Genomic DNA, 17,202 nt, shown 5'->3' on the forward strand with positions numbered 1-17,202 from the left:
GACCCTCCCAGTTGCAGTCGACATAGCGCGAACCTCCCGGTCCTGTTCGATCATGGGACGGAGGTGACCCGATGACCGAGCTGCTCCTGTTGGCCGTGGCGTTTCTGCTGACCCTGGCCTGTGGTGTCTTCGTCGCGGCCGAGTTCTCGCTGACGACCGTCGAGCGCAGCGACCTCGAGCGCGCCGCCGAGCGCGGCGAGCGCGGCGCGGACAGCGCCCTCAAGGCCGTACGCGGCCTGACCTTCCAGCTCTCCGGCGCGCAGCTCGGCATCACGGTGACCGGCCTGGTCATCGGCATGCTCGCCAAGTCCTCCATCGCCGCGCTGCTCACCGGCCCCCTGGAGGCCATGGGGCTGCCGCGGTCCGCGGGCGAGAGCGCCGCGCTGATCCTCGGTACAGCCATTTCGACGGTCGTCCTGATGGTCGTCGGCGAGCTGGTGCCGAAGAACTGGGCGATCTCCAGCCCGCTGCCCATCGCCAAGCGGGTGGCCACGCTGCAGCGCGGCTTCAGCGCCATGTTCCGGCCGCTGATCGGCCATCTGAACAACACCGCCAACCGTGTGGTGCGCCGGATGGGCCTGGAGCCGGCCGAGGAGCTGGCCTCCGCGCGCGGTCCGCAGGAGCTGGTGGCGCTGGCGAGGCACTCCGCCAAGGAGGGCGCGCTGGAGGCGGACACGGCCGAGCTGTTCGTCCGTACGCTGAGCCTCGCCGACCTCACGGCGGAGAACGTCATGACCCCGCGGGTGCAGGTCACGGCCCTGGAGGTGCAGTGCACCGCCGAGGACGTGGCCAATGCCACCCGCGCCACCGGCCTGTCCCGCTTCCCGGTCTACCGCGGCAGCCTGGACAGCGTCGTCGGGGTGGCGCACATCAAGGACGTGCTGGCCATACCGGCCGCGCGGCGGCGTCGGCACCCCGTCGCGGAGATGCTCCGCGAGCCGCTGCTGGTGCCGGAGACGCTGCCGGTCAACGAGCTGCTGGACCGGCTGTCGGGCAAGCGGACGATGGCCGTGGTGATCGACGAGTACGGCGGCACGGCCGGCGTCGCGACGCTGGAGGACATCGTCGAGGAGGTCGTCGGCGAGGTCGTCGACGAGCACGACCCGCTGGAGACCCCGGACCTGGCCCCGGCCGGCAAGGACGAGGACGGCCGCACGCTGTACGACGCGGACGGCGCGGCCCGTTCCGACCAGCTGGAGCGGATCGGCCTGCGGATGCCGGAGGGCCCGTACGAGACGCTGGCCGGGCTGATCGCCACGGAGCTGGGCCGCATCCCGCAGGACGGCGACGAGCTGTCGGTCGCCGGCTGGCGGATGGACGTCATGGACGCGTCCGGCCACCGGGCGGCGCGCGTACTGCTGCACGCCCCCGCCGCCGGTACCGGTGAGGACGCCCTGCGCACGCACGAGGAGGCCGCCCGATGACCGCGCTGCAGCTCTTCATCGGCCTGCTCACGCTGGTCGTCAACGCCTTCTTCGTGGGCGCCGAGTTCGCGCTGATCTCGGTGCGCCGCAGCCAGATCGAGCCGTACGCCGAGCAGGGCGACCGCCGGGCCCGCAGCGTCATCTGGGGCCTGCAGCACGTCTCCGCGCTGATGGCGGCGGCCCAGCTGGGCATCACGCTGTGCACGCTGGTGCTGGGCGCGGTCGCCGAGCCGGCCATCGCCCACCTCCTGGAACCGCTCTTCCACGTCACCGGCGTACCGGAGTCCCTGATCCACCCGGTGTCCTTCGTGATCGCGCTGGCCCTGGCGACGTATCTGCACATGCTCTTCGGCGAGATGGTGCCGAAGAACATCGCGCTGGCCGCTCCGGTGCGTAGCGCGCTGCTGCTGGGGCCGCCGCTGGTGGCGATGGCGCGGGCGCTGCGCCCGGTGATCTTCGCGGTCAACTCGTTCGCCAACGGGCTGCTGAAGCTGTTGCGGGTGGAGGTCAAGAACGAGGTCGCCGCGACCTTCTCCGACGCCCAGCTGGTCAAGATGGTGGAGGACTCCTCCGACGCGGGCCTGCTGGACGACCGGGGCGCCGAGCGGCTGCGGGACGCACTGGAGCTGGGCCGCCGCCCGGTCCGTGACGTGGTCCTGCCGGCCGAGAAGGTGGTCTCCGCCCGGCTGGGCATCACGCCCGAGGGGCTGGAGGACCTGTCCGCGCGGTCCGGCTTCTCCCGCTTCCCCGTCGTGGACGCCTCCCGCCGCATCCTGGGCTATCTGCACGTCAAGGACGCGCTGGACGCGATGCCCCGGGATCTGCCGTTCCAGGTGTCGTCCATGCGGCCGATCGCCCGGGTGCGGGCGGCGACGCCGCTGGACGACGTGCTGACGGCGATGCGCGGCTCGCGCACCCACCTGGCCGCCGTGATCGGCGACGACGGGCGGCTGGCCGGGCTGGTCACGATGGAGGACGTGCTGCGGGAGCTGGTACTCCAGCACCGGCCTGTGTAGACCGAGGCTCCGCGCGAGCGATCCTGTACTGCGTATAGGATCGCTCGCGCCATGGAGATGAGTGCTGAGTACACCAGTTTTGTCGCGGTCGGGGATTCCTTCACCGAAGGCATGTCGGACGCGCTGCCGGACGGCTCGTACCGCGGCTGGGCGGACCTGCTCGCGGCCCGCCTCGCCGCCCGGACGCCCGGCTTCCAGTACGCGAACCTCGCCGTGCGCGGCAAGCTCATCGGCCAGATCGCCGAGGACCAGGCGCCCGCGGCGGCGGCCATGGGCGCCGATCTGGTCACGCTGGTGGGCGGCCTGAACGACGTACTGCGACCCAAGTGCGACGTACCGCGGGCGTGCGCGCTCCTGGAGGAGGCCGCGGCACGGCTGGCACCGAGCTGCAAGCAGCTCGTACTGATGCGCAGCCCGGGCCGGCAGGGTCCGGTACTGGAGCGGTTCCGGCCGCGCATGGAGATGCTCTTCGACCACATCGACGAGGTGGCGCGGCGGCACGGCGCGCTCGTCGTGGACCTCTACGGCTCGGCGTCGCTCGGCGACCCGCGGCTGTGGGCGGACGACCGGCTGCATCTGACAGCCGAGGGCCACGAGCGGGTCGCCGAGGCGGTCTGGCAGGCGCTCGGCCTCCCGCCGGAGGCGGAGTGGGACGCGCCGCTGCCGCCGCCGGTGCCGCCGGGCTGGGTGGCCCGGCGCGCGGCGGACGCACGGTTCGCCCGCACGCACCTGGTGCCGTGGATAGGCCGCCGGCTGACGGGCCGGTCGAGCGGCGACGGACGGCCGCCGAAGCGCCCGGACCTCCTTCCGTACGGGGAGGACTGACCGCATACGCAGGACCCGAGGGGCCGCGCACGCCACGTGCGCGGCCCCTTTCGCATCCCCGGAACGGCATGGCAGGCCAGCACATCACGCAAAATGTGTTAACAACGCGGATCTCTTCTGCTAAGAATGCTGCCCATGCCTGCATTCCTGCCTGCCCGCTCCCCCGCCACCCGGCCACCGGTCGGCCGCCGCTCCCTGCTGCGCGGCGCCGCCGCCGTCGGTGCCGCCGGGCTGCTCACCGCCTGCGGCCGCGCCGCCGGCGCGTCCTTCGACGCGGGCGCCGCACCCTGGCGCCGGTACGCCGGTACCACGCTGAACTTCGTCTCCGAGAACACCGCGCCCACCGCCGCGATCGCCGCGAACCTCGCGCCCTTCACGCAGCTGACCGGCATCCACGTCAACATCGTCACGCTGGAGCTGTCCGCGCTCGCCCAGAAGGTCGCGCTGGACCTCGCCTCCGGCAACGGCGAGTACGACGTGGTGTACGCCGACCCGTACCAGGTCCTCGCGCCGTACGCGCCCGCCTTCGCCGACCTGCGGGACTTCCAGGAGAACCCGGACCTGCCGCCGCTGCCCGGCGGGTTCGGCGACTTCGTCGCCACGCACCTGGACGCGGCCGGGCGCTTCGAGGACAAGGAGAAGGTGCTGGCGCTGCCGTACGACTCGGCGACCATGATCTGGCAGTACCGGGCCGATCTGTTCGCGAAGTACCGCGACCGGATGGCCGCCGACCTCGGGTTCGACCCGACGCCGTCGGACGGCACGACGTGGGAGCAGTACTACGCGATCGCCCGCTGGTTCAACGAGCACACCGACGAGGTGAAGTACGGGACCGGGCACCAGGCGAAGCAGCACGACTCGCTGATGTGCGACTTCTCGAACGTGCTGTGGGCCTACGGCGGGGACTACTTCGACGACGGCGCGCGGGTCGGGAGCCTGGGGGCGACCGATCCCGGGCGGTGCCGGCTGGGGTCCGAACGGGCCGTCGCCGCCGCCGAGTTCTACCAGCGGCTGCTGAAGATCGCCGACCCCGGGTCGCGGACCTGGGACTGGGACGGGCTGGGCGCCGCGTTCCGGGCCGGGCGGATCGCGATGTGCCCCAACTTCCACGAGTACGCGGCGTCCAACGAGGCCGTCATGCCGGGGAAGGTCGGGTATGCGCGGCTGCCGAAGGGGCCCGCGCGGGCCGCCGGCATGTACGGCGGGACCGGCATCGCGATATCCGGCGTCGCCCCGAAGCGGCGCCGCGAGGCCGCCTGGCTCTTCGCCAACTGGGCGACGGCACCGAAGACGCAGCTCGCCGGGCTGGCGAGCAAGGTCGGCGGCGGCACCCCGACCCGTACGTCGGTGTACGCGGAGCGCGCGGTGCTCCGCGCCGAGCACCGGCCCACGAAGCTGCCCAACATGCTGACCGCCGAGGCCGTGCGGGAGACCTGGCGGCCGGCCAACATCGGGCTGCGGCCCAAGATCCCGATGTGGGGCGAGTGCGACACGGCCGTCTACACACAGCTTTCCGGGCTGGTCGCCGGGGACTCGTCCCCGCGCGCGACGATGCGCGCCACCGCCGAGCGCATCGACCGGATCACGGCACGAGGGTGGGTGGCCTGAGGATGACCGCGTCTTCCGTGTCTTCCGTACGGGCAAAGGCGCCGGACACCGCCGCCACCGCGCCCGGCCCCGGGCAACCGCGCCGCCGCCCGCTCCCCGGCTTCCACGGCCGCATGATGGCCCCCGGCATCCTCGTCCTCGCCGCCGTCTCCGTGCTGCCGTTCGTGGCCGTGGTGGCGATGAGCTTCTCCCGCGTCCACCTGCTCGGCGGCCTCGGCCTGGAGGGCGTCGGCCTGGACAACTGGGGGCGGCTGTTCGCCGACCCGGACATGGCCTGGGCCTGGGCGCGCACCGCCGCGTACTTCGTACTCACCGTCGGCGGCGAGATGGTGCTCGGCACGCTGCTCGCCGTCTGCCTGTGGCGGCTGCGGCGCGGCCGCAACGCGGCGCTGAGCCTGATGCTGCTCCCGATGTTCGTCGCGCCCGTGATCGTCGGGCTGCTCGGCCGCTTCCTCACCGACTCCACGTTCGGCCTGTACAGCTGGCTGCTGCGGCAGGTCGGGTACCACGGCGACATCATGGGCGACCGGACCAGCGCGTTCGCCGCGGTGACGCTGATGGACATCTGGGAGTGGACGCCGCTGATCGCGCTCATCGCGCTGGCGGGGCTGACGTCCGTACCGGCGAGCGTCCTGGAGGCCGCGGCCCTGGACGGCGCGGGCATGGTCCGCACCCTCCGGTACATCGTGCTGCCGTCGATCACCCCCGTACTGCTCGTGGCGCTGCTGATCCGGTCCATGGACGCACTGCGGTACTTCGACATCATCTGGAACACCACCGGCGGCGGCCCGGCCGACGCCACGAAGGTCGCCTCCGTACGGCTCTACGAAACGGCCTTCCGCTTCTTCGACTTCGGGTACGCCGCCGTGACCGGCCTGCTGATGCTCGCCGTGACCACCGTCGTCGCCCGCTTCTTCGTCCGCCTCCTCGAACGGAAGGAGCTGCCGCGATGACCACCGCCACCGCCGCTCTCGAACGCGGTACCCGTACCGCCCGCTGGACCGTCCGTGTCCTCGTGCTCGTCGCCCTGGTCTGGACGCTCGTACCGCTGGGCTGGATGCTGCTGTCGTCCCTGAAGGCCACCGGGGAGGTCACCGCGCCGACCCCGAGCCTGTCCTTCGCGCCGACGCTGGAGAACTACCGGCGGCTGTTCAGCGGCGGCAACTCGCTCTGGCCGTACCTGCGCAACAGCGTGGTCGCGGCGGGCGCTTCGGCGCTGCTGGCCACCGCGCTGGGCGCGCTCGCCGGGTACGGCCTGGCCCGCAGCCGGATGCGCGGCAAGCACCATCTGTCGTTCTGGATCATCTCCACCCGGATGGCACCGATCGCGGCCGTGGTGCTGCCGATCTTCCTGATCTTCCGCTACCTCGGGCTGATCGACACCCTCCCCGGCCTCGTCCTGGCCTACCTCTCCTTCAACCTGCCGTTCGCGATCTGGCTGCTCAGCGCCTTCTTCGCGGAGGTACCGCCGTCCCTGGAGGAATCCGCGCTGGTGGCCGGGTGCGGCAACTGGCAGGCGTTCCGCCACGTCATCCTGCCGCTGACGCGCCCGGGCCTGGTGACCACCTTCGTGCTGTGCCTGGTGTTCTCCTGGAACGACTACGCCTTCGCCCTGGTCCTCAGCGGACCGCACACCCAGACCCTGCCCATCGCCGCCAGCCAGCTGGTCACCCAGACCGGCATCGACTGGGGGCAGCTGACCGCCATCGGGACCGTCGTGGTGATCCCGATGATGCTGGTCGGCCTCGCTGTACGCCGGTGGCTGGTCACCGGCCTGACCATGGGAGCCGTGACCGGAGAATGACCCACACTTCTGATCTTCCCGAGACCATGCGGGCCGCCGTGCTCGTCGCGCCGAAGCAGCTGGAGATCCAGGAACGCCCTGTACCCCGTCCGGGCCCCGGCCAGGTGCTCGTACGCGTCGAAGCCGTCGGCGTGTGCGGCTCCGACGTGCACTACTACGAACACGGGCGGATCGGCGACTTCGTCGTCCGCTCCCCCCTGGTCCTCGGGCACGAGCCGGGCGGCACGGTCGTCGCGCTCGGGCCCGGCGCCCGGCGGCACACGCCGGGGCAGCCCGTCTCCATCGAGCCGGGCGTGCCGTGCGGCCGCTGCGCCCAGTGCCGCCAGGGCCGGTACAACCTCTGTCCGGACGTGTCCTTCTATGCGACGCCGCCGGTGGACGGGGCGCTGTGCGAGTACGTCGCCGTGGACGAGGACTTCGCGCATCCGGTGCCCGAGTCGCTGGGCACGGAGGGCGCGGCGCTGCTCGAACCGCTGTCGGTGGGCGTCTGGGCCTCGCGCAAGGCACGGATCGCGCCGGGGTCGCGGGTGCTGGTGACGGGGGCCGGGCCGATCGGGCTGGTCGCCCTGCAGAGCGCGCGGGCCTTCGGGGCGAGCGAGGTCGTGGTCACCGATGTCGCGCCGCAGCGGCTCGCCGTGGCGCGCGAGCTGGGCGCCACCGCGACCGTCGACGCGCGGCAGACGCGGCTCGCCGACACCGGGTACGAGCCGGACGTCCTCCTGGAGTGCTCGGGCGCGCCGGCCGCCGCCGAGGAAGGGCTGCGCGCGCTGGGCCGGGCGGGGCGTGCGGTGCTGGTCGGGATGGGCGGGGACACCATCCCGCTGCCGCTGGCGCATGTGCAAAACTTCGAGATCGAGGTCACCGGTACGTTCCGGTACGCCAACACCTGGCCGACCGCCATCTCGCTGGCCGCTTCCGGCGAGGTGGATCTGGGCCGGCTGGTCACGCACCGGTATGGCCTGGAGGACAGCGGGGTGGCGCTCACTGCGGGCGCCGCCGATCCGGCCGCGATCAAGGCGGTGGTGCGCCCGCAGACCGGCTGACGGCGCGCGGGGCCGGGCCGGGCCGCACGACGCTCCGGGCCGCACGCGAGGGAACGCACGAGGGAAGGAGGGCCGGGTGCCCGCCAAGGCGCGGCTGTCGCAGGCAGCCGTCGAGGACCGCCGGCAGGACGTACTGAAGTACGTCGTCGAGCGGGGCGAGATCCGCATCGACGATCTCGCCGCGCACTTCGGCCTCAGCCTGATGACCATGCACCGCGATCTCGACGATCTCGCGGGGCGTGATCTGCTGCGCAAGGAGCGCGGGCGCGCGGTCGCCTTCCCGGCCCTGACCATGGAGACCGCCACCCGCTTCCGGGAGGGCGCGCACCGCGAGGCGAAGAGCGCGCTGTGTGCCGCCGCGGCCCGGCGGATCCGGCCCGGCAGCACGCTGCTCATCGACGACTCGACCACGCTGTACCCGCTGGCCGGCGCGCTGGCGAAGATCGAGGGGCTGACCGTCGTCACCAACTCGGTGGGGCTGGCGCAGCGGCTGTCGTCGGCCGCCGGCACGGACGTCACGCTGCTCGGTGGGCAGTACCAGGGCGACTTCAACTCCTGCACCGGACGCGAGGTGACACGGGGGCTGTCCCGGATCCACGCGGATCTGGCGCTGATGTCGGCGACGGCGGTGCACGGCGGCCGGCTGTTCCACCCGCTGCCGGAGTTCGTCGAGGTCAAGGAGGCGATGCTGGGCGCCGCCACGGCCGGCCTGCTGCTCGCCGACCACTCCAAGTTCGGCAAGACCGCCACGTACTGCTACGGGGACGTCACGCTGTACGAGGCGGTGCTCACCGACACCGGCACGGACGAGCGGGAGGTCGCGGCGATGCGGGAGCTGGGGGCCGAGGTCGAGACAGTACCGACGGAGCCGTGCGGCTCGTAGCGCGGAGTCGTGCGGCTTGTAGCGCGGAGTCGTGCGGCTTGTAGCAAGCCACAATCCGGACCGTGGCGCCGGCCTGCGCAAACGAACAGTAGAATCGGCTCACGTGACTGCAAAGCCCCGCATCCCCAATGTCCTGGCCGGCCGCTACGCCTCCACGGAGCTGGCCGTCCTGTGGTCCCCCGAGTACAAGGTCAAGCTGGAGCGGAAGCTGTGGCTCGCCGTGCTCCGCGCGCAGAAGGACCTCGGCGTTGAGGTGCCCGAGCAGGCCCTCGCCGACTACGAGCGAGTCCTGGACGACGTCGACCTGGCCTCCATCGCCGAGCGCGAGAAGGTCACCCGGCACGACGTGAAGGCCCGGATCGAGGAGTTCAACGCCCTCGCCGGCCACGAGCAGGTCCACAAGGGCATGACGTCCCGCGACCTGACGGAGAACGTCGAGCAGCTCCAGGTCCGCCTCTCCCTCGAACTGATGCGGGACCGCACCGTCGCCGTCCTCGCCCGGCTCGGCAAGCTGGCCGGCGAGCACGCCGAGCTGGTCATGGCCGGCCGCTCGCACAACGTCGCGGCCCAGGCCACCACCCTCGGCAAGCGCTTCGCCACCGCCGCCGACGAGCTGCTCGTCGCCTACGCCCGCCTGGAAGACCTCCTCTCCCGTTACCCGCTCCGCGGCATCAAGGGCCCGGTCGGCACCGCGCAGGACATGCTCGACCTGCTCGGCGGCGACGCCGCCAAGCTCGCCGAGCTGGAGCAGCGCATCGCGGGCCACCTCGGCTTCGCGCAGAACTTCACCTCGGTCGGCCAGGTCTACCCCCGCTCCCTCGACTACGACGTGGTCACCTCCCTGGTGCAGCTGGCCGCCGCGCCCTCCTCGCTCGCCAAGACCATCCGCCTGATGGCCGGCAACGAGCTGGTCACCGAGGGCTTCAAGCCCGGCCAGGTCGGCTCCTCGGCGATGCCGCACAAGATGAACACCCGCTCCTGCGAGCGCGTCAACGGCCTGATGGTCATCCTGCGGGGCTACGCCTCGATGGCCGGCGAGCTCTCCGGCGACCAGTGGAACGAGGGCGACGTGTCCTGCTCCGTGGTCCGCCGCGTCGCGCTGCCGGACTCCTTCTTCGCGCTGGACGGTCTGCTGGAGACCTTCCTGACCGTCCTGGACGAGTTCGGCGCCTTCCCCGCCGTGGTCGCCCGCGAGCTGGACCGCTACCTCCCCTTCCTCGCCACGACGAAGGTCCTCATGGGTGCCGTGCGCGCCGGCGTGGGCCGCGAGGTCGCGCACGAGGCGATCAAGGAGAACGCCGTCGCCACCGCGCTCGCCATGCGCGAGCAGGGCGCCGAGCGCAACGAGCTGCTGGACAAGCTCGCCGCCGACGAGCGCATCCCGCTGAACCGTGACCAGCTGGCCGAGGCGATGGCCGACAAGCTGTCCTTCACCGGCGCGGCCGCCGACCAGGTGGCGGCCGTGGTCGCGCGCATCGAGGAGATCGCCAAGGCGCACCCCGAGGCCGCGGCCTACACCCCCGGCTCCATCCTCTGAGGCCGGTCCCCCATGCCGCGCTTCACCCCCGAAGAGCTGGAAGCCGCTCGTGACCGCCTCGTCCCGGACGTGGCCGCGAGCGGCCTCCGGGTGCTCTTCTGCGGCATCAACCCGGGCCTGATGTCGGCCGCGACCGGCCACCATTTCGCCCGGCCCGGCAACCGCTTCTGGCCCACGCTGCACGCCGCCGGCTTCACCCCCCGGCGGCTGCGGCCCGACGAGGAGCAGGAGCTCCTGCGGTACGGCGTCGGCATCACCAACGTCGTGCAGCGGGCCACGGCCCGCGCGGACGAACTGACGCCGGAGGAATTCGCGGAGGGCGGCCGCCAGCTGGAGGAGAAGGTGCGCCGGCTGCGGCCTGCCTGGCTGGCGGTCGCCGGGGTCACCGCCTACCGCGCGGCCTTCGGCGACAAGCTCGCCAAGGTCGGGCCGCAGGAGCGGACCATCGGCGGCGCCCGGATCTGGGTACTCCCCAACCCCAGTGGTCTGAACGCTCACTGGAACCCCACCACCCTGGCGGAGGAGTACGGCCGGCTCCGCGAAGCGGCGTTCGCCGAGGAGTGACCGCCCTGCCGGGGCAGCGGCGGTCCCTCGCCGCGGTCCGGCCACACCGCCGCGACCAGCTCGTACGGCTGGAGCTCTGCGGCTCTGCCCACGCCGGTCGCCACCCGGCACTCCCCCACCGACCAGACGTGCGCCGTCGTGGTCAGGGCCGACAGCTCGGCCAGCGGCGGCCACACCGGCAGCCCCATCGCCGACCGCTCCAGATGGGGAGTCAGGTCCAGCACTCCGGGCGGGCCCCAGCGTAAGGACAGCACACCGTCCAGCGCCTCCCGTTCCGCTTCGAACTCCTCCGCGGCGGCCCGCTCGTCCGCCGGATCGGTATCCCAGAACTCCTCGCTCACGCGGAGCCGGAGCATCCGCCCGGCATCGCCGAGCGCACCGGGAGCGGCGAGCACGGTGTCGATCGCGGCGTCGATCGCAGTGCCCATCGCGGACAGGTGACCGTAAAACTGTTGCCTCGTCATGTCACCAGTAAAGACCCGGGGTCTGACAATCGGTCCGTCACAGGCCGTGACCAGCGCACTTCGGGGCTCGCCGCAGGCCGTCCGACCGGCTACGATCCCGCAGACACGCGAGGCGAGGGAGACGGACGTTGGGGCGGCTCACCGGAGGGGACCCCTCCCTGCTGCGGCGGATCAACTCCGCGGTGGTGCTGCACACGCTGCGCGCCGCCGACTCCCCCACACTGACCCACCTGGTACAGCTCACCGGGCTGTCCCGACCCACCGTCGAGGGGGTCGTGGAGGGCCTGATCGAGTCCGGGCTGGTCGTGGAGGCGCCCGCCGAGGAGGGCGCGCGGCGGCAGGGGCGGCCCGCCCGCCGGTTCCGTTTCCGTGCCGAGGCCGGGCACTTGCTGGGCATCGAGATCGGCGCGCACCGGGTCTCGGCGCTGCTGTCCGATCTGAGCGGCCGCGTGCTGGGGTCGGTCCAGCACGACGTGGACGAATCGGCCCCGGCCGACCGGCGGTTGGCGTGCGCCCGGGACACGGTCGCCGACCTGCTGCGACAGGCCGGCGTGGCCCGCGACTCGCTGCGCGCGGTGGGCGTCGCGGGCCCCGGAATCGTGGAGGCGGACGGCACGGTACGGCTGGGTACCGCGCTGCCGGGCTGGACGGGGCTGCCGCTGGGCGACCGGCTGCGCAAGTCCTTCCGCTGCCCGGTTCTGGTGGAGAACGACGCCAACGCGGCCGCGGTGGCCGAGCACTGGAAGGGCGCGGCGGCCGGCTCGGACGACGTGGTGTTCGTACTGGCCGGGCTGAGCCCGGGCGCGGGTTCGCTGATCGGCGGGCGGCTGCACCGCGGCTTCGGCGGGGCGGCCGGCGAGATCGGCGCGCTGCACCTCTTGGGGCGCGGGGCGACGCCGGAGACGCTGTTGTCGACGACCGGCGAACCGTTGCACCCGCTGGACGAGGCGCAGGTCGCGCGGGTGTTCACGCTGGCGCGCGAGGGCGACGCGCGCGCCCGGGACGCGATGCGGCGCTTCATCCAGCGACTGGTGCACGACGTCGCCGCGCTGGTCCTCGCCCTGGACCCGGAGATCGTCGTGGTCGGCGGCTGGGCGGCCGGTCTGGACGGGGTACTGGACCCGCTGCGCGAGGAGCTGGCGCGCTACTGCCTGCGGCCGCCGCAGGTCGCCCTGTCGGCCCTGGGCGAGGCGGCGGTTGCGACGGGCGCCCTGCGCCTCGCCCTCGACCACGTCGAGGAGCAGCTGTTCGCGGTGGAGGGCACGGTGACGGCCCGGCGATAGTAGCCGGGCGCAGATCTCAGCCCGTCAGTACCGCCACATCGTCGCGGTCGCCGAAGGTGAGGCGGCAGGTGTCGGCCCGGTAGGTGGAGACGGAGACCGCCGTGGTGCGGCCGCCGGTCACATAGCGCGTGGTGACCACCAGTACCGGCGCGCCGGGGAGCCGGTCCAGCTGCTTGGCGTCCTCGGCACGCGCCGAGCCCAGTTCCACGGCGCGCTCCTCACCGTCCAGTTCGAGCCGCTGCAGTTCCTGGAGGACGGCGCGGGCGCGGGCCCCCGGGCCTGTGGCGGCGGCCGCCGCCAGGCCGGGGACGGACTCGGCCGGTACGTAGAGCAGTTCGGCCGCGACCGGCTGGCCGTTGTCGACCCTGGTGCGCCGCACGATGTGCACGGTGTCGCCCGCGCCCACCCCCAGGGGTTCGGCGACGGCCGCCGGCACCGACCCGCCGTCCACCGCCGCCGCGTCGGCCGGCTGCCAGGCGTCGCCGGGCGCGCCGGGCCAGCTGTGTCCGGAGCGGTCCACGGGCACGCCCATACGGGGCGGCGCGACCGTCGTGCCCACGCCGCGGCGGCGCTGCAGCCTGCCTTCGAGTTCGAGCTGTTCGAGCGCCTGCCGGAGCGTGGCGCGGGCGACCCCGAAGCGCGCCGCGAGGTCCCGCTCGTTCGGCAGGATCTCGCCGACCGCGAACTCCGAGTCGAGCGCCTCGCTGAGCACGGTCTTGAGGTGCCAGTACTTCGGTTCCTGCACCGTGTCGAGCTGCGTGGTCCCCACCCTGTCCTCCGCATTCGCCGTGTCCCGGGACCGCCCCCGGGGTGCCCCCGGCGCCGCCAGGGGTTTTGAGCGCTTCTTTATTAAAGGTTGTTGAGATATGCCTGCGACGATATGAGCGGCCTCACCCTTGGTCAAGACCAATGGGCGATCCGATGCCGTAGCGTGACCGACTCAACACGGTTGGACACGGCCGATGGGCGTGCGAATGCGGTGGTGGGCACACGGAAGCCGGCGGCCCACCGGGCCGCCGGCTCCGAAGAAGGACGGGACTCAGGCCGCCGCCGGCACCGCCGCCAGCTTGTCCGGGTTGCGGACGACGTAGATCGTCTGGATGCGGCCGTCGACCACATCGAGCTGGAACACCGTGTCGACCCGGTCACCGACCCGCCCCACCAGCGCGACCCCGCCGTTGAGCTCGGCGAAGCCGAACCGCAGGTCCGCGGCCGGGGCCTTGGAGATGCCGACCAGGAACCGTCCGACCTTGTCCGCCGTCTCGATGACGCGCAGCGGCGCCTTGGCCTTGCCGCCGCTGTCGCCGACCAGCCGCACGTCATCGGCGAGCAGGCCGATCAGCCCCTGGAGGTCGTCGCCGGCCGCGGCGGCCAGGAAGCGCTCGGTCAGGTCGCGCTGGCGCTCGGGGTTCACCTCGAAGCGCGGCTTGCGCTCCTCCACGTGGCGCCGGGCCCGGCCCGCCAGCTGGCGCACCGCGGCCTCGCCCCGCTCCAGTACGGACGCGATCTCCGCGTACGGATAGCCGAACGCCTCGCGCAGCACGAAGACGGCGCGCTCCAGGGGCGAGAGGGACTCCATGACGACGAGGACCGCGAGCGTGACGGACTCGGTGAAGACGGCGCGGTCGGCGCTGTCCGGGACGGCGCCGCCGAAGTCGGTGGCGACGGGCTCGGGGAGCCACGGCCCCACGTACGCCTCGCGCCGGGCCTGTACTTGGCGCAGCCGGTCGATCGCGAGCCGGGTGGTGACCCGCACCAGGTAGGCGCGTGGCTCCCGTACCGTGTCGTGGTCGGCGGCCGACCAGCGGAGCCACGCCTCCTGGACGACGTCCTCGGCGTCGGCCACCCGGCCGAGCATGCGGTAGGCCACGCCCTGGAGGACGGGCCGGTGTTCTTCGAAGACATCGGTCGCGGTGTCGGTCAGCACGCTCTTATCCCACCGGTACGCCGCCGTGTTGTCCAGCGGGTTCCGTGTTGTCCAGCGGTTCGGTGGGGTCGGGGAATTCGCGTCCGCCTGCTACCCACCGGTAACGATTGCTGACATGGTGTCTCTTGGGCCGCCCCCACGTACGGCCCTCCCCCAGCGGCTTTCCCCCTCGAAGGAGCTCCATGACGACCGCCACGGCCTCCTCCCTCCTCGTCTCCCCCGACGGCCGGCCGCCGTTCACCGTCGCGTACGACCGCAAGGGCGCCGGCGAGCCGGTCGTGCTGCTGCACGGCATCGGCCACCACTACCAGGCGTGGGAGCCGGTGTTCAGCGTCCTGGCCGCGTCGCACGACGTGATCGCGCTGGACCTGCCGGGCTTCGGCGCCTCCCCCGCGCTCCCCGACGGCGTGCCGTACGACCTGACGTCGGTGGTCCCGCTGCTGACGGACACCTTCGCGGCGCTGGGCATCGAGCGGCCGCACGTGGTGGGCAACTCCCTCGGCGGGCTGCTGGCGCTGGAGCTGGGCCTCACCGGAGCGGTGCGGTCGGTGACAGCGCTGTCGCCGGCCGGCTTCTGGACGGAGGCCGAACGCCGGTACGCCTTCGGAGTCCTGACGGGCATGCGGGCCGGGGCGCGGGCCCTGCCGCCGCAGGTGGTCGAGGTGCTGGCCCGCTCGGCGGCCGGCCGCGCGGCGCTGACCGGCTCGATCTACGCGCGCCCCTGGCGCCGCTCACCGGCCGCCGTGGCAGCCGAGACCCGCGCGCTGCGGGAGGCGCCCGGCTTCGCCGCCACGCTCGCCGCGGGGCGCGGCCCCGGTGTGCTGTTCCGCCACGACATACCGGACGTTCCCGTGACCATCGGCTGGGGCACTCGCGACCGGCTGCTCCTGCCCCGCCAGGGCGTACGGGCCAAGCGCGTGATCCCGGGCGCCCGCCTCGTCCGCCTTCCCGGATGCGGCCACGTCCCCATGAACGACGACCCGGCCCTGGTCGCCAGGGTCATACTCGACACGGTGACGCCGACCGCGGTGTGACCCGCGGCGCCGCCCTCCTGGTCATCGCCCCGTCCGCTTGCGACCATGGGCCGGTTCCGCGCTTCCGTACCGTTGTCACCTGGTTGTTCACTGTGCGTTCGGTTACGGGGCACCGGACACCGGTACGAACGGGACGGTACGCACAGCGATCGAGCAACGGAGGAACACATGGCCCAGGGAGCGGCAGCAGGCGGCAGAGCCTTCGGGCGGCGTTCGGTGCTGCACGGAGCGGCGGCCGCGTCCGCGGCGCTCGCGCTGCCGGCGATCGGCGGCGCGGCTCCCGCGCAGGCGCGCACCGGCCGGCCGAGCGCCGACTGGGGCGTGCAGGTGGGTGATGTGACGACCGGCTCGGGACTGGTGTGGGTGCGGTCGGACCGGCCGGCGCGGATGATCGTGGAGACCGCGGCGACCGAGTCGTTCCGCAACGCGCACACCTGGCGCGGTCCGGTGATCGGTGCGGACACGGACTTCACGGGGCTGACCTCGCTGCGCGGCCTGCCGCCCGGTGAGCAGATCCACTACCGGGTCACGCTCGCCGATCCCGACGATCCCCGGCGTACCGGGGAGCCGGTGACCGGGACGTTCCGTACGGCGCCCGTGAAGCGCGGCGAGGGGGTGCGGTTCCACTGGTCAGGGGACCTCGCGGGGCAGGGCTGGGGCATCAACCCCGACCGCGGCGGCTACCGGATCTACGAGGAGATGCGCCGCCGGAACCCGGACTTCTTCCTCTGCAGCGGTGACAACATCTACGCCGACGGCCCGATCACGGCCAGTGTGACGCTGCCCGACGGGCGGGTCTGGCGGAATGTGACGACCGAGGAGAAGTCCAAGGTCGCGGAGACCCTGGCCGAGTTCCGCGGCGCCTTCCGGTACAACCTGCTGGACGACAATCTGCGGCGGTTCAACGCGCAGGTGCCCACGATCACGCAGTGGGACGACCACGAGGTGCGCAACAACTGGTATCCGGGGCAGATCCTGGACGACGACCGGTACACGGAGAAGAACGTGGACGTGCTGGCCGCGCGCTCGCTGCGGGCGTTCGGCGAGTACTTCCCGATCCGCACGCTGCGCCCGGACGGGCAGGGGCGGGTGTACCGGGTCGTCCACCACGGGCCGCTGCTGGACGTGTTCGTGCTGGACATGCGGACGTACCGGAACGCCAACTCCGACGGGCGGCAGACGGAGGACGCGCAGGGCATCCTGGGCGCCGAGCAGTTGCGGTGGCTCAAGCGGGAGCTGTCGCGGTCGCGCGCGGTGTGGAAGGTGATCGCGTCCGACATGCCGCTGGGGCTGGTCGTACCGGACGGGAAGACCCGCTTCGAGGCGGTGGCGCAGGGCGATCCGGGGCAGCCGCTGGGGCGGGAGCTGCAGCTCGCGGAGTTGCTGCGGCACATCAAGCACCGGCGGATCACGGGCACGGTGTGGCTGACGACGGATGTGCACTACACCTCGGCGCAGCACTACGACCCGTCGCGCGCGGCGTTCAAGGACTTCGAGCCGTTCTGGGAGTTCGTCTCCGGGCCGCTGAACGCGGGCGGATTCCCGGCGCTCAAGCTGGACAAGACCTTCGGGCCCGAACAGCGGTTCCTGAAGGCGCCGGACCGCGCGAACACCTCGCCGGCCGAGACGCCGCAGTACTTCGGTGAGATCGACATCGACGGCGGGAGCGGGGAGCTGACGGTGCGGCTGCGGCAGGACAGCGGTGAGGTGCTGTTCAGCCGGACGCTGCAACCGGGGCGAGTCGGGCAGTAAAGGCGATTGTGCCCTTTACCTGGCGGACACAAGTCGTT

At 72.6% G+C, this 17,202-nt stretch carries 16 protein-coding genes; 13 read left to right on the forward strand and 3 right to left on the reverse strand.

Going from position 1 to position 17,202, the window contains the following annotated elements:
* Positions 1-71 precede the first annotated feature (71 nt).
* The 10 genes from IF04_RS0123435 to mug all read left to right on the forward strand — a co-directional run bounded on the left by IF04_RS0123435 (position 72) and on the right by mug (position 10,704).
* A complete protein-coding gene (locus IF04_RS0123435) occupies positions 72-1,424 on the forward strand; it encodes a hemolysin family protein (protein WP_030261339.1) in 1,353 nt (450 codons plus the stop codon).
* Entirely contained in the window at positions 1,421-2,440 is a 1,020-nt protein-coding gene (locus tag IF04_RS0123440) for a hemolysin family protein (protein WP_030261341.1), read from the forward strand. Before IF04_RS0123435 ends, IF04_RS0123440 begins: the two co-directional genes overlap by 4 nt.
* A gap of 51 nt (positions 2,441-2,491) precedes the next feature.
* Positions 2,492-3,265, forward strand: a complete 774-nt coding sequence (locus IF04_RS0123445) for an SGNH/GDSL hydrolase family protein (protein WP_030261343.1) — start codon at positions 2,492-2,494, stop codon at positions 3,263-3,265.
* Positions 3,266-3,400: 135 nt separating this feature from the next.
* Positions 3,401-4,873 (forward strand): extracellular solute-binding protein, encoded by a 1,473-nt coding sequence (locus IF04_RS0123450; protein ID WP_051831524.1) that lies wholly within the window; start codon positions 3,401-3,403, stop codon positions 4,871-4,873.
* A gap of 2 nt (positions 4,874-4,875) precedes the next feature.
* Positions 4,876-5,826 carry a carbohydrate ABC transporter permease gene (locus tag IF04_RS0123455; protein WP_030261347.1) on the forward strand — a complete coding sequence of 317 codons (951 nt, stop codon included), beginning with the start codon at positions 4,876-4,878 and terminating at the stop codon, positions 5,824-5,826.
* On the forward strand, positions 5,823-6,677 hold the full coding sequence (locus IF04_RS0123460; protein ID WP_030261349.1) for a carbohydrate ABC transporter permease: 855 nt from the start codon (positions 5,823-5,825) through the stop codon (positions 6,675-6,677). Before IF04_RS0123455 ends, IF04_RS0123460 begins: the two co-directional genes overlap by 4 nt.
* Positions 6,674-7,720, forward strand: a complete 1,047-nt coding sequence (locus IF04_RS0123465) for an NAD(P)-dependent alcohol dehydrogenase (protein ID WP_030261351.1) — start codon at positions 6,674-6,676, stop codon at positions 7,718-7,720. Before IF04_RS0123460 ends, IF04_RS0123465 begins: the two co-directional genes overlap by 4 nt.
* Before the next feature lie 76 nt (positions 7,721-7,796).
* Complete coding sequence (locus IF04_RS0123470) at positions 7,797-8,603, forward strand: DeoR/GlpR family DNA-binding transcription regulator (protein ID WP_030261353.1); 807 nt, start codon at positions 7,797-7,799, stop codon at positions 8,601-8,603.
* Between the two features lie 103 nt (positions 8,604-8,706).
* Positions 8,707-10,140, forward strand: coding sequence for an adenylosuccinate lyase (gene purB / locus IF04_RS0123475; protein WP_030261356.1), 1,434 nt, complete (start codon positions 8,707-8,709; stop codon positions 10,138-10,140).
* 12 nt (positions 10,141-10,152) lie between these two features.
* Entirely contained in the window at positions 10,153-10,704 is a 552-nt protein-coding gene (gene mug / locus IF04_RS0123480; protein ID WP_030261359.1) for a G/U mismatch-specific DNA glycosylase, read from the forward strand.
* Here the strand turns inward: mug and IF04_RS0123485 are convergent.
* Positions 10,635-11,132 (reverse strand): hypothetical protein, encoded by a 498-nt coding sequence (locus IF04_RS0123485; protein ID WP_051831493.1) that lies wholly within the window; start codon positions 11,130-11,132, stop codon positions 10,635-10,637. The two genes, mug and IF04_RS0123485, sit on opposite strands and share 70 nt — an antisense overlap.
* Before the next feature lie 164 nt (positions 11,133-11,296).
* On the opposite strand from IF04_RS0123485, the gene IF04_RS0123490 reads away from it, so the two are divergent.
* Entirely contained in the window at positions 11,297-12,451 is a 1,155-nt protein-coding gene (locus tag IF04_RS0123490) for an ROK family transcriptional regulator (protein ID WP_030261364.1), read from the forward strand.
* 16 nt (positions 12,452-12,467) lie between these two features.
* On the opposite strand, the gene IF04_RS0123495 is transcribed toward IF04_RS0123490, so the two are convergent.
* Complete coding sequence (locus IF04_RS0123495; RefSeq protein ID WP_030261367.1) at positions 12,468-13,220, reverse strand: GntR family transcriptional regulator; 753 nt, start codon at positions 13,218-13,220, stop codon at positions 12,468-12,470.
* Between the two features lie 270 nt (positions 13,221-13,490).
* The gene (locus tag IF04_RS0123500) at positions 13,491-14,378 is read right to left on the reverse strand and encodes an RNA polymerase sigma-70 factor (RefSeq protein ID WP_030261369.1); all 888 of its coding nucleotides are present in this window, start codon (positions 14,376-14,378) and stop codon (positions 13,491-13,493) included.
* Positions 14,379-14,560: 182 nt separating this feature from the next.
* On the opposite strand from IF04_RS0123500, the gene IF04_RS0123505 reads away from it, so the two are divergent.
* Both IF04_RS0123505 and IF04_RS0123510 read left to right on the forward strand, forming a co-directional pair.
* Entirely contained in the window at positions 14,561-15,412 is an 852-nt protein-coding gene (locus IF04_RS0123505; protein ID WP_030261371.1) for an alpha/beta fold hydrolase, read from the forward strand.
* 168 nt (positions 15,413-15,580) lie between these two features.
* Positions 15,581-17,164 carry an alkaline phosphatase D family protein gene (locus tag IF04_RS0123510; RefSeq protein WP_030261373.1) on the forward strand — a complete coding sequence of 528 codons (1,584 nt, stop codon included), beginning with the start codon at positions 15,581-15,583 and terminating at the stop codon, positions 17,162-17,164.
* Positions 17,165-17,202 lie beyond the last annotated feature (38 nt).

This window comes from Streptomyces violens (assembly GCF_000717745.1).
Taxonomy (GTDB): Bacteria; Actinomycetota; Actinomycetes; order Streptomycetales; family Streptomycetaceae; genus Streptomyces; species Streptomyces violens.

Bases quoted from the DNA above. Each gene is read 5' to 3' on its own strand.
- IF04_RS0123435 (WP_030261339.1), top strand. From the start codon at position 72: ATGACCGAGCTGCTCCTGTTGGCCGTGGCGTTTCTGCTGACCCTGGCC.
- IF04_RS0123440 (WP_030261341.1), top strand. From the start codon at position 1,421: ATGACCGCGCTGCAGCTCTTCATCGGCCTGCTCACGCTGGTCGTCAAC.
- IF04_RS0123445 (WP_030261343.1), top strand. From the start codon at position 2,492: ATGGAGATGAGTGCTGAGTACACCAGTTTTGTCGCGGTCGGGGATTCC.
- IF04_RS0123450 (WP_051831524.1), top strand. From the start codon at position 3,401: ATGCCTGCATTCCTGCCTGCCCGCTCCCCCGCCACCCGGCCACCGGTC.
- IF04_RS0123455 (WP_030261347.1), top strand. From the start codon at position 4,876: ATGACCGCGTCTTCCGTGTCTTCCGTACGGGCAAAGGCGCCGGACACC.
- IF04_RS0123460 (WP_030261349.1), top strand. From the start codon at position 5,823: ATGACCACCGCCACCGCCGCTCTCGAACGCGGTACCCGTACCGCCCGC.
- IF04_RS0123465 (WP_030261351.1), top strand. From the start codon at position 6,674: ATGACCCACACTTCTGATCTTCCCGAGACCATGCGGGCCGCCGTGCTC.
- mug (WP_030261359.1), top strand. From the start codon at position 10,153: ATGCCGCGCTTCACCCCCGAAGAGCTGGAAGCCGCTCGTGACCGCCTC.
- IF04_RS0123485 (WP_051831493.1), bottom strand. From the start codon at position 11,132: ATGGGCACTGCGATCGACGCCGCGATCGACACCGTGCTCGCCGCTCCC.
- IF04_RS0123505 (WP_030261371.1), top strand. From the start codon at position 14,561: ATGACGACCGCCACGGCCTCCTCCCTCCTCGTCTCCCCCGACGGCCGG.
- IF04_RS0123510 (WP_030261373.1), top strand. From the start codon at position 15,581: ATGGCCCAGGGAGCGGCAGCAGGCGGCAGAGCCTTCGGGCGGCGTTCG.